The organism is Agarivorans aestuarii (genome assembly GCF_019670125.1).
In the GTDB taxonomy this organism is placed as follows: Bacteria; Pseudomonadota; Gammaproteobacteria; order Enterobacterales; family Celerinatantimonadaceae; genus Agarivorans; species Agarivorans aestuarii.
On record NZ_AP023033.1, the window covers coordinates 2993602 to 3006212 of the forward strand.

The window sequence follows — 12611 nt, forward strand, 5'->3', positions numbered from 1 at the left end:
ACAAAGGCAAAAAATAATATAAATGGACTTAGACTCTATGCAATTAACACAACAAGAAAAACACTGGTTACCTATTTTTGGTAACAGCGGAAAGCTAGCTATGCGTAAAGCGAGCTGGTTAAACCGAAAACGAAAGCCACAACTAAAACAAACCTTTGAAAGCATCTCAAGTACACGAGTAAAACTATTACAAGGCTGGGCTAATACCCAATGGGACTTTCTTCAAGATGCTATGTTTTATCTCGCCACCAAACCCTTAGAACAACAACCGGAAGTGCTGTCTCAGTTGCTAAACCGCAATAGTGACTTCTCTGAACTGTTTATTGTTGATTCTCAAGGCAAAGTTAGCGCCAGTAGCTATAAGCCACATACCGGACAAGTAGCAGCCAGTAAACAAGCCCTAGAGCAAGGCCTTAGCCAGCAATTTTTGCACGGCCCTTATCAAGATCCACGCACCCTAGCCCCTGGCCCGTCTAGCTCAAAATTTCATGACCAAGTTACCTTAATGTTCTACCAGCCTTTGGAGGTTAACGGTGACGTGGTGGGCTGCTTGTGTGGCCGAGTGCCTAACGACGTATTAGGTGACTTAATTCAGCGTGAAGCAGGCCATATATACAGTGAGTCGGGTGACAATTACATCTTCATGGTGGATGCTAATTTTGACCAGAGCATTAAGCCAGGTACTGCATTGTCTCGTTCACGCTTTGAAGACAATACCTTTTCTCATGGGGAAAACTTAAAGTCTGGAGTGAGCACCGATTGGGGCACAGTAAAAGTAGCCAAACATACCGAGTTTGAAATTAGATTTACTGATCCAGCCACAAATGAGCTACACCCAGGCGTGAGAGAAACCATTAAAAATGGCAGTAACCTGTTTATCGATTACCCCGGTTATTCTGATTACCGACACATTCCGGTAATTGGTAAAGGCATCACCTTCCAGCTGCGCGGTTCACTTGATCGTTGGGGCATGATGTGTGAAGCCGATCTTGAAGAAGTGTATCGCCACCGCTCACTAAGTCATAAGCTGAGCAACAAATATTTAGCCAGCTCGCTATTTAGCCTTGTACCTCCGCTAGTAATAGCTCAACTATTCGAACTTAGCTTTAATCAACTGACTGGGCTGTTGGTGTTGTTTTCGGCCCTTAGCTTTCTTGGCTTTAAGCAAATCGTTGCCAAGCCATTAGCTAGGCGTTTAGAAAATATGAGCGGAGTGATTCAAACCATTGCCGAAGGTGATGGCGACTTAAAACGCCGCTTAGATGCCAATAAGTTTAAACCCGATGAAACCGGCGACTTGGGTCGTTGGATTAACAGCTTCATTGATAACCTTGAAGGCGTAGTTGGCGGTATTATTTACGCTTCAAACGAAGTTAAGCAGGTGAGCAGCTCTATGTTACGCCGCTGCGGAGTGGTTGATAATTGTACCCAACAAACCTCTAACTCCATCGACTCGCTGCTCAATTTAGCGCAACACCAACAAAGCGATATTGTTAAAGCGACTCAGTCAGCCGAAAATCTGCAGCAAGTCATGACCAACATGGTGGAAAATGCCGAAACTGAGTACCAGCATGCCGTTGAAAATACTCAAGAAATCAAACGCATTGTTGAAGCTTCAGCCAAAAGCGTTAACCAAGTTAATGATGAAATGAAGCAAATTGAAGACATTGTGAAGTTGATTACTGAGATTACCGAGCAAACCAACTTATTGGCGTTAAATGCAGCCATTGAAGCCGCTCGAGCTGGTGAACATGGTCGCGGCTTCTCGGTAGTGGCCGACGAAGTAAGAAACCTAGCCACGCGAACCTCTGAAGCTGCCAAGCACATTGGCAACACCATGGGTAAGCTGCGCATTCAAACTGAAACTGCAGTAGATTACATGGAGCAAGGCGTTAAAAACGTAGACCAAAGCTCTGCCCTGCTGGACTCTGGCAGCCGCAGCGACGAACTACAACAAGCAGTAGAAAGCATGTTTACCACCATTAACATGATTGCCGGCAACAGTGAACGCCATAGCGAAACAGCTGAACAAGCCCAAGTGACGACTTCTTCCTTGGAGTTGTCATCGCAGCAATTAACTCGCCGAACCACGCTAGTGAAAAACTCAATTATTCGCCTACATCAACTGGTCGAGCGCTTTGAAGTAACCAAAGCAGCATAAGCAACCATCATCCCTAAACTAAAAAACCAGCACTAAGCGCTGGTTTTTTTATCCTAGCTTGGCCGTTGATAAAACTAACCAAGCAGACTGCTAATGCGTTTTGTGTTTAAGGCACTAACCACAATACTTGATAAGGCTTAAGCTTATAGTCAGACAAGGTCACTTTCGCATCACTCAGTAAGTCTTCACACTCAGATTGATATGCCTGCGGTAGCTGAGCGAGATGCTCAACTTGTTGTGGGTATTTAGTCAGGTTAAACACTGCCAATAAGCCAACTCGACTGGAGTTACTCGTACCTCTTGGTGCATCGCCTCGCTGCAATACAAACAGGGCATCACCGCAATCATAAACCCGCTGGGCAGACTCAGGATGAAAAGCAGTGATGGTTTTACGTAAGGCCAGTAAATCGCGATAGCGCTGAAAAACCAGAGCTTGCGAGCTATGCTCTTGCGCTAAGAGTTTCTCAAAATCTTGGCGATCCCAGCGATGACGATTAATCGAGCGAGTACGGCCTGTTTGCTCAACTAAGAGTTGGTCGTTTTCTGTGGCGGTTAAACTATGAATATAAATGCCCGGAATACCTTGCAAGCTCAACAACAGTTTTTGACTACATAAAAAGCGCTCAACTTGCCATTGGTCTGATCCGGTACGTGTCCCCTGCAGCGCATCAAATAAGGAGATGTTTAGTTCGTAAGGGTTTTGTGTGCCGTCTCCGTTAGACTTCATACTCACAAAGCCACCAAAATTGTGTACCGACTCAGCTAAGTCAGAAATTTCGTGTTTGGGAATAATCTGTTCTACCGCCCTCACCCCAATGCCATCATGAGAAGCAACAAAGTTGAAGTAGTTACAGCCCTTTGGTAAAGCCACTAAATCCCTCGCCCAAGCCGTTAAGTAATGGCCGTTACCACGGTTTAAGGCATGCAGCAGCAAAGGTGGTAGCGCAAACTGATAGACCATGTGGGCTTCGTCGCCTTCACCAAAATAACTAATGTTTTCCTGGTGGGGCACGTTGGTTTCGGTGATTAACACCATATTCGGGTCTAGCTGTTCCATCACCCAACGTAGCAGTTTAACAATGGCGTGAGTTTGTGGCAGGTGAATACAGTTGGTGCCGAGTATCTTCCATACAAAAGCCACGGCATCTAGGCGAATAAAACGCGCACCATGCTTTAAGTAGAACAAGAAAATGTCCACAAAAGCTAACAGCACTTTAGGGTTAGCAAAATTTAAATCTATTTGATCATCGCTAAAGGTGGCCCAAACATGTTTTAAGCCTTGGCGGGTATAAACATCAACAATTAGCGGGCTAGTTCGTGGCCGGGTTACAGCGCTGTAATCAAGTGAAGGATCAGATTCAACAAAGTAGTCCTGCCCCTCACCCGAGCCATTTACAAAATCATTAAACCATAAGCTTTGGCGCGAACAATGATTCATCACTAAATCAAACATCAACTCAAAATCTTGATTTAGCTTGGCTACATCGGCCCAGTCACCAAGGCTGTAATTCACTTGATAGTAGTCAATCACCGAGAAGCCATCATCGGAGCTAAAGGGGAAAAAGGGCAGAATATGCACCGAGCTCACTAAGCCCGATAAGTACTCGCGTAAAAACTGATGCAAGCTTTGTAAGGGCATCAGCTCATCACTTATTACACTGTCACCGTAGGTAATTAATATCACGTCTTGTTCAGACCAAGCCTTATAACGAGGAAAACCGGCTTTGCTTTGTTCAATCTTGTGGATGATGTCTTGGCTTAAATTGGGGTCTAAGGATGTTCCATATACTTGCTTAAGTAATAACTCGAGTTCTTCCATAAAGGCTCCCACCATGGCTTGCTTAGCGTTCTATTAATTAAGTGTTTCCAATAACTGTGCCAAGGCTAGTTAACTAGGGTGCACTAGCCACTATAAAATTAAGCAATTGTTTTATATGAATAAATAGTGAAAGAAATACCACCTAGCCTTAATGGCTAGCAAAAGGCAAGCTGAATGGCTCAGCAGCTATGTGCCATTTTAACGCAGCATTTAGCTAGGCCCTCTCTAATTGCACCACGGCAGTGCAACAATAATCATACTCAAACTTAGTTAAATCAAAAATAAACCGATTATTTATAAACAAAACAATAATTTAGCTACTTCATATCCATTCACGGCATCGCTCTTGCTCTAGTAAATACAGATACTAACCAACCAACATTCAACAAGATTGTACGGTTACAAGGAGTTCCAATGACCATGATTAAGAAATGTTTATTTCCCGTTGCAGGCTATGGCACCCGCTTTTTACCCGCTACCAAGTCTATGCCTAAAGAAATGTTGCCCATCGTAAACAAACCTCTCGTTCAATACGGTGTAGAAGAGGCAGTAGCTGCAGACATGAGTGACATGGCCTTTATTACCGGCCGGGGTAAACGCGCAATTGCCGACCACTTTGATATTAGTTATGAGCTTGAAAACGAAATTGCTGGCACCAGCAAAGAAGAGTATTTAAAAGAAATTCGCCACTTAGTAGACAACGTAGACTGTACCTTTACACGCCAGAAGAAAATGATGGGCCTTGGCCACGCAGTATTGTGTGGTGAAACCTTAATTGGCCAAGAACCTTTTGGCGTAGTGCTAGCCGATGACTTGTGTTTTGGTGATGATGGCGGCGTACTTGCGCAAATGACCAAGCTTTACGAACAATTCCGTTGCTCGATTATTGCCGTGATGGAAGTACCACGAGAAGAAGCACACAAATACGGGGTGATTGAAGGCGAAGCACTGCGTGATGACTTATTCCGAGTAACCTCTATGGTAGAAAAACCCGCCAAAGGAGAAGAGCCATCTAACCTTGCGGTAATTGGTCGCTACATCTTAACACCCGATATCTTTAGTTTACTTCGCGATACTAAACCGGGTAAAAATGGTGAAATTCAACTTACCGATGCGCTCCTTACTCAAGCCCAAAATGGCTGCGTAATGGCCTACAAATTTAAAGGTAAGCGATTTGACTGCGGTAGCGTAGAAGGCTTTGTTGACGCAACCAACTACTGCTTCGAGAACCTATACGGCAAGTAAACATCTCACTGCGTCAGTTAAGCGACTGGCGCAGTATTTTCTACAAACATCGGCTGCGGGTTAAAACCCATATGCACTAAGGGGTAACCGGTGTAACGCTCTGGCCGCTTCCACAATACTTCGAAACGATGCCTTAAATAAAAGTTAAAGGATTCGGCATTATCGGCAAATAAATGCAGCTCTAATCGCGAACGTAAGCTCTTAGCCAACTCCAAGAGTTGCGAACCAATCCCTCTTCGCTGCCAGCATGGCGCTACAAACAGAGCAATAAGCTTGCTCTCTACCAAAGCCAAAAAACCACATACTTGGCCTTCTACTTCAGCCACCCACACTTCCGCTTTATATTGATATAAACGCTGCAAGGCATCTTGGCGCTCCCACCAATACTTGCTGGGTAAAAAGTCGTGAGCCCGTAAACTGGCAGACAGCCAAATCTCGCCTATATCTTCGTAATCGTTCTGCTCTGCTGTTCGCAGGGTTAAACCTGCAGCATTAGTAAAAGAGTTCAATGAGTAAAACCATTACTGTTAATCCAGACCAACAGTATGGTAACTAACAAAAGATCTCGGTGTGAATTAGATCGAATTTTGTACGCTTGAAAACGATGAAGATCACAGCCTACTAACAAAAATGGCGCATTAACTAATCAAAAATTCTTAGCAAAGCAAGCACTGCAGACTATAAATCTAGCAAAGTAAATCTGATAAGCACTAATTCAACCAACTACAAAATCAATCACTTAAAAATTTTCATGGAAGCCAAAATACTTATAACATGCATCAGGAAGAAGAGCGCGATGACTCTACGATAGAACCAAACATTCAGTTTTATCCGAAGTGAGTTTGCGGGGGGAATAGCGGCCAATTACAGTTGGCCGCTACCGACAATGAATAAAGCTCTCAATGCCTCTAAATATCTAATTAAAAAACACCATTTGAATTGGCGATATCACCGCCGCTAATAAGGGAATATACCCGCATGGAAAAATCGAGTGCTTGAATTGAATCCCAATGTTCAACGATTCGGCCCTCTTCGATGCGCCAAGTATCAATTATATTCATTCCTTTTTGGTCGTTTCCCCTGTCTTCCTTCTCTAAGGTGGCATGAGAGTGAAAAATCACGAAGTCGCCATCAACGTAAATATGTTTAACATCGTATGTGTAGTCTGGGTAATCTTCGACAAACTCTTCTAGGAAGCTGACCAGACCGGTTACTTTGTCAGGTAAGTTTCTGTTGTGCTGCACATAGGCACTATCGTTGTAGTGCTGCATAACGTAGTCAAAATTATGGTTATTCATAAGGTTTTGAACGAAATCGCTTATTAACTCTGCATTGGCTAACTCTTGTTCTGTCCAACTGGCTTTCTTAAGTGAGGGTAAATCAATGATCAAAGTGTCTTTTGACTGGGCAAGTGCCATTGTGCTCACGAACAAAAGAATAAACGAACTAAGTACTTTAAACATGGTTGACTCCAATAGTTGTTGCGCCAAATAAGTATACATTGATAACCATGGTAATTATTAGTAACCTACAAAACAAGAAGGCACTAAATGCTTAGTTAGGCAGTTTTTGGTAACCAGTACCTAGGTTGTGTAAATGGAAGGAGTGATTAAAGTGGTAGAAAAAGCAAAATCAACAAGACGCATTTTTTACAACGATGCGAGCTGCCCGGTGCGTAATGTTGTGGCACAAATCGGTGATAAATGGTCTCTGCTTATTCTCTTTGCCCTAGTAGATGGAGCTGATCGATTCAATGCGCTTAAATCAAGAGTAGAAGGTATTTCTCAACGAATGTTAACCCAAACTCTGCGAGATCTAGAGCGAGAAGGTTACGTGATTAGAACGGTATACCCTGAAGTACCAGTAAGAGTTGAATATGCGCTGACAACAATGGGTAAGGATCTGGTTAAGCCCTTATACAAATTGGTATCTTGGGCTGACGAGCATCAAGACGAGATTAATCGCGCCAGAAAAGAATATGATGAGAGCCGATAGCGTTTCAAACCACTGTTAGCCACTACAAGCAGCCGCAAAACCAGCCAGCGCTAAGCACGCTGGCAAGTTTAAACTCTATTAATGAATAAGGGCTAGTTAACTTGGTATCTCAATAACACTTGATTATCGAGAACCACGTTTGTTGACCAAATAAAGCTCGCTCCTGCGCCACTGAACTTGTCGATAAAGTTCATATACGCTTTTTTGTTGTTTACCCCAATTTCATCTTCTGAATACAAGCTCGCCTGTGGCCACGCACTCGCGTCAAATTCTTTAGTCATCCAGTTGCTTGGCGTTTCCCAATGCACGGCAAAAGCATCTTGCCCATCATCAGTGCCTTGCGTTGTGCAGCTATCAGACAAGCGCTTGCCTGCAACTTCATTTAAGCAGCTAAGATCATATATTGGCGATGTGTAATAAGTTTGAGCTTGCCAGTCTGCATCGGTGACAGTTCCGTCGCTAAAGCTAGCAATAAAACCACCATCGCCAGGATGGAACGCTTTACCTCGATTATTCTCGGAGCCTAGCCCTAGGTTCTCTTCCCAATCAATCACTTTAACAGCAATAGTGTAGGGTTTACTGACCTTAAATTTCACGATACTGGAGTTAAATGGAGTGAAAGGCACTATATCAACGGCGATCAGCGTGCCATTAATATAAAGTTCAAAGTAGTTGTCAGCAAAGATATAACCGGTTACTTCTTCTCCTTCTGGATCAACCACTACCACTGGAACAGAGTCTTGATCTATTTCAGCGATGCTATTAGGAGTAATATTCGCGCACTCTTCATATAAATCAACGGCCTTCGTTGCGGTAGCATAGTTATTGCTCGCCGGGACCGTCCAAGATTTGCCCGTCGAATCAGTCACTTCACCTAAACCAGCAACTCGACTCCGACCGTTTTTGCACTCAAAAATATTAGCTTCTACGGTTTTTGCAAAGCCTTGAGTAATGCTACCCGAGCCTCTGTAGTTTCTAGTATCTTTAGCAATGGCGAAGGATGATATTAAAAGCAGCGTGATGAGCAGTGTTGCTAATGAAAACCTTGTATCTCGTTGAGCTCTATTGTTCATATTTCCTGCCACGGTAGTGCATTGTGTTCATAAGCTTAGCCGCGAAGTGATTACTACACAAAGGGATAAAAACTAAAGGTAAAATCAGAACAGAGAAACAACTTAATTAATAGATTATTAATACAATCCAAAATAACAGCTTGTTTGTTGGTGTAGAACCAAAGCCTCAAATGGATTGGATACAGTCGATACCTCGCCTATTCACAAGGTATCGACATGGCAAACTTACTTAAAGAAGAAACTAGCTAATAAGTTTGCGATTAAACTTAAGGCAAGACGGTTATTGAAGTGATATCGCAAAAGCTTTCATATTGGCGAGTTTGTGCTTTTATTTTCACCTTATCATCACTACCCGCTAACTGTTCTAGCAATGCAGCATACTCATTATATTTAGGGTGTTCACTCAATAGATAAAGGCCACCTTGACTTGCAGGGCAACTATTAATGCTTGGGGCTGGTAATACCGCCACCAGCAAACCTTGCTTTACTTCTTCTACACCAGCTATTCGCATTTGAGATGGCAAATTAGCCAGCTCAGCCTGCGCTAGCGATGCCCATAATAGTGAGGCAACCACCATAACTTTTTTTATCATTTCACTCTCTCACAGTAAGGGGCTTGAACAATCTTGTTGAACCTTAGTTTACGCTTCGTTAACCCAGAAAAGCTAAGCATTAACTGCGATTTTGCTAATGGCTTCACAGCAAGCTCATTAAATAACAAACTTGTTCGCCAACTTCATTCAACACAAACACACTCAATCATTCTTTAACTATGTGGTTAGCATCAAAGCCCTCAAAAAAAACCGAAATCCCCACTGACAAGATAAGCAGTTTTGGTAGAATAGCGCCCCAAATTTATTAAAGAGCTATTCCGTTATGTGGTTTAAAAATCTAATGTTGTTTCGCATTACCAAAGAGCTAGAGCTCGAGCCAGAGAAGCTAGACGCTACTTTAGGCGAGCTAAGCTTTACCCCTTGCGGAAGCCAAGACTTAAGCAAATTTGGCTGGGTGACCCCCATGGGTAAATTTGGCCAAAGCTTAACTCACGTTATCGGTAACGAATATCTAGTCTGCGCTAAAAAAGAAGAAAAGATGCTACCTGCATCGGTTATTCGCGACACCTTAGCCGACAAAATTGAGCTTATCGAACAAGAGCAACAGCGCCCGTTAAAGAAAGCCGAGAAAGATGCCCTTAAAGAAGAAATCGTAATGACTCTTTTACCCCGCGCATTCTCACGTACCAGCCTAACCTACGCTTGGGTAAGCCCAGACAACAACTTAATTGCGGTTGATGCCGGTAGCGCTAAAAAAGCTGAAGAAGTGATTTCTTTATTACGTAAATCTTTAGGCAGCCTGCCTGTTACACCCATTAAATTGGCTAATCAGGCTGACGTAACCATGACCGACTGGTTAAACGAAAAAGCCATTCCAGCCAACTTTGAGTTAGGTGAAGAAGCCGAGCTACGCAGTGCCTTAGAAGGTGGCGGTATTATTCGTTGTAAAGAACAAGATTTGTTTAGCGACGAAATCAAAGTGCACTTAGATGCCGATAAGTTTGTGACCAAGCTAGAGCTTACCTGGGCTGACTCAATTCGCTTTTTAATTAGCGAAGACATGAGCATTAAAGGGGTTAAGTTCACCGACACCATCACCGAACAAAATGAAGATATTGATAAAAGTGATGTAGCGGCACGCTTTGATGCTGACTTTGCCCTAGCCAGTGGCGAGCTCACTAAGATGATCCCCGATTTAATCGCAGCCTTAGGCGGCGAATTAACCAGCTAAGTCCTCACAGTTACTTACCTATTTCACCAACCATTAACATAGTTTCAGATACTTGCTAAAGGTTGGTGATTTTTTAAGCAAAACCATTGCAAGCCCCGCTCGCTACGCGTAAAATGCGCGCCCTTATTGTGCTGCTTGCAGCCTTCCTCAATGATTCGACTAAGACCCGGAGCTTTGATGTTTACACCTGAACTACTGTCACCTGCTGGCACCCTAAAAAACATGCGTTATGCCTTTGCCTATGGCGCCGACGCGGTATACGCGGGCCAACCTCGTTACTCGTTGCGTGTACGTAATAACGAGTTTAACCATGAGAATCTTGCACTAGCGATTAACGAAGCGCATGCACAAGACAAAAAACTCTACGTGGTAAGCAATATTGCCCCGCATAACGCTAAGCTAAAAACCTACCTGCGCGATATTGAGCCAGTGATTGCCATGAAGCCAGACGCCCTGATTATGTCTGATCCAGGCATGATTATGATGGTTCGCGAAGCCTTCCCCGATCAAACTATTCACTTATCGGTTCAAGCCAACGCAATTAACTGGGCTACGGTTAAGTTTTGGCAGCAACAAGGTGTAGAACGAGTGATTTTGTCACGCGAACTATCGCTAGACGAAATCGAAGAAATTCGAATGCAAGTGCCAGAAATGGAGCTTGAAGTATTTGTGCACGGTGCACTATGCATGGCCTACTCTGGCCGCTGTTTGCTGTCGGGCTACATTAATAAGCGCGACCCAAACCAAGGAACTTGCACTAACTCGTGCCGCTGGAAGTACAACGCGCACGAAGCCAAAGAAAACGAAGTAGGCGATATTATCGCTGCCCAACCGCAAGTGGTTGAACCTACCCTGGGTGCAGGCGCGCCGAGCGACCAAGTATTCTTATTGCAAGAGCAAGGGCGCCCGAACGAGTACATGCCAGCCTTTGAAGATGAGCACGGCACTTACATCATGAACTCAAAAGACTTACGTGCTATTCAACACGTAGAGCGCTTAACTAAAATGGGTGTGCACTCACTTAAAATTGAAGGCCGTACTAAGTCTTTCTACTACTGTGCGCGTACAGCCCAAGTGTATCGCCAAGCGATTAACGACGCCGTTGCCGGTAAGCCGTTCGACCCAAGCCTAATGGGTACCTTGGAAAACCTAGCGCACCGCGGGTATACCGAAGGCTTCTTACGCCGCCATACTCACGATGAGTACCAAAACTACGACTATGGTTATTCGGTAAGCGATACTCAACAATTTGTAGGTGAAGTGGCAGGCCGCAACCAAGCAGGCCTTGCCGAAATCACCGTTAAAAACAAATTTGTACTGGGTGATACGCTAGAGCTAATGACACCGCAAGGTAACCTTAACTTCAAATTAGAGCATCTAGAGAACAAAAAAGGTGAGCTAATTGACGATGCTAAAGGCAGCGGCCACACTGTATTTTTGCCAGTGCCAGAAAATGTAGATTTAGAGCACGCACTTATAATGCGCAATCTTCAATCTGGCCAAGATACCCGCAACCCGCATCAAGCTGCAGAAGTTAAGGCTTAAACATGGCCTTGCTAATCAGCAAAAAATGCATCAACTGTGATATGTGCGAACCAGAGTGCCCCAACCAGGCTATCTCTTACGACGGCATTATCACAGTAATTGACCCAGAGCGTTGCACCGAATGCAAAGGCCATTACGATCGCCCTACTTGCATAGATGTTTGCCCTATTGACTGCATTGCCGTAGACCCAGCTTATAAAGAGAGCGAAGAGCAACTGTATGATAAGTTTGTTGCCTTGCATGGTGACATGCTAATTGCCAAAGGCTCTGCTTAGCGCTTTAAAGCTCGATGCTCAAACTAACAAGCCGCAGCCACAAACTGCGGCTTTTGTTTATCAACTACACATGGCAGACAATAGACTCACTTCCACGTTTCTAACCCTTTACGTATTAAAAAGCTGAACTAACCCACCTATCTGCCCATGATTTTTCTATCTTTGGCTGGGTAAAAAACACTGTAATGATATACAGGAACCTGTGATTGCATACTTTCATGCTGATGTTTTTGTTATTTTTCGAGCTAGGTGGCTGATGTAGCGTAGGAAAGATGATAGCCTTGGTTTTATCAAATGTATGATAAGAGGAAAAATTCCGTGTTTAAACAAGGAAATTTTCCTATTAATAAACTGTTATGTGTACGGCTACATGAGGACAATATGTAGATGATATATCTTGAACATGAAGGTACCCAAATCGCTAGTCTCGAGATATTCAGGTCTGAACAGCCGTGGCACTACTGCGAGTTTTCACCTTGCGGAATTTTTAGCGTACATGAGGAGTTCTTTAAAGAGCTCCAAGAAGAATATCGAAACAATAATGGTGAAAATTGGGAAGAACATTTTGGCAAGCTTGTGGTAAACAACTATAGACTGGTTTCTGGCAATAGGGTGTCTGTACGATTTACCCTTTTATTTGAAGAAGATTACGTGAGATTGCGAGCACATTTTGAAAAAAAACACATAATCGGGTAGCCGGAGGTATCTAGCCT

At 43.7% G+C, this 12611-nt stretch carries 11 protein-coding genes; 6 read left to right on the forward strand and 5 right to left on the reverse strand.

The window, feature by feature from the left end; all coding sequences use genetic code 11:
- Positions 1–37: 37 nt before the first annotated feature.
- Entirely contained in the window at positions 38–2161 is a 2124-nt protein-coding gene (locus K5609_RS13895; RefSeq protein WP_221074181.1) for a methyl-accepting chemotaxis protein, read from the forward strand.
- Positions 2162–2267: 106 nt separating this feature from the next.
- On the opposite strand, the gene K5609_RS13900 is transcribed toward K5609_RS13895, so the two are convergent.
- Positions 2268–3980, reverse strand: a complete 1713-nt coding sequence (locus K5609_RS13900; protein WP_246611855.1) for a sugar phosphorylase — start codon at positions 3978–3980, stop codon at positions 2268–2270.
- A gap of 420 nt (positions 3981–4400) precedes the next feature.
- On the opposite strand from K5609_RS13900, the gene galU reads away from it, so the two are divergent.
- The gene (gene galU, locus K5609_RS13905) at positions 4401–5225 is read left to right on the forward strand and encodes a UTP--glucose-1-phosphate uridylyltransferase GalU (RefSeq protein ID WP_221077264.1); all 825 of its coding nucleotides are present in this window, start codon (positions 4401–4403) and stop codon (positions 5223–5225) included.
- A 17-nt stretch (positions 5226–5242) separates the two neighbouring features.
- On the opposite strand, the gene K5609_RS13910 is transcribed toward galU, so the two are convergent.
- Entirely contained in the window at positions 5243–5734 is a 492-nt protein-coding gene (locus K5609_RS13910; protein ID WP_221074183.1) for a GNAT family N-acetyltransferase, read from the reverse strand.
- 411 nt (positions 5735–6145) lie between these two features.
- Entirely contained in the window at positions 6146–6727 is a 582-nt protein-coding gene (locus K5609_RS13915; protein WP_246611856.1) for a nuclear transport factor 2 family protein, read from the reverse strand.
- Between the two features lie 94 nt (positions 6728–6821).
- Here K5609_RS13915 and K5609_RS13920 point away from each other — a divergent pair, with 94 nt between their 5' ends.
- Positions 6822–7220, forward strand: a complete 399-nt coding sequence (locus K5609_RS13920) for a winged helix-turn-helix transcriptional regulator (RefSeq protein ID WP_246611857.1) — start codon at positions 6822–6824, stop codon at positions 7218–7220.
- A 92-nt stretch (positions 7221–7312) separates the two neighbouring features.
- On the opposite strand, the gene K5609_RS13925 is transcribed toward K5609_RS13920, so the two are convergent.
- Entirely contained in the window at positions 7313–8293 is a 981-nt protein-coding gene (locus tag K5609_RS13925) for a hypothetical protein (protein ID WP_221074184.1), read from the reverse strand.
- Positions 8294–8559: 266 nt separating this feature from the next.
- Entirely contained in the window at positions 8560–8886 is a 327-nt protein-coding gene (locus tag K5609_RS13930) for a hypothetical protein (protein WP_152781418.1), read from the reverse strand.
- Between the two features lie 283 nt (positions 8887–9169).
- Between K5609_RS13930 and rdgC the strand changes: the two genes are divergently transcribed.
- The 3 genes from rdgC to K5609_RS13945 all read left to right on the forward strand — a co-directional run bounded on the left by rdgC (position 9170) and on the right by K5609_RS13945 (position 11898).
- A complete protein-coding gene (gene rdgC, locus K5609_RS13935; RefSeq protein ID WP_016401780.1) occupies positions 9170–10078 on the forward strand; it encodes a recombination-associated protein RdgC in 909 nt (302 codons plus the stop codon).
- Positions 10079–10255: 177 nt separating this feature from the next.
- Positions 10256–11623 (forward strand): prephenate-dependent tRNA uridine(34) hydroxylase TrhP, encoded by a 1368-nt coding sequence (gene trhP / locus K5609_RS13940; protein WP_016401781.1) that lies wholly within the window; start codon positions 10256–10258, stop codon positions 11621–11623.
- Positions 11624–11625: 2 nt separating this feature from the next.
- A complete protein-coding gene (locus K5609_RS13945; RefSeq protein ID WP_016401782.1) occupies positions 11626–11898 on the forward strand; it encodes a YfhL family 4Fe-4S dicluster ferredoxin in 273 nt (90 codons plus the stop codon).
- The last annotated feature ends 713 nt before the right edge of the window (positions 11899–12611 follow it).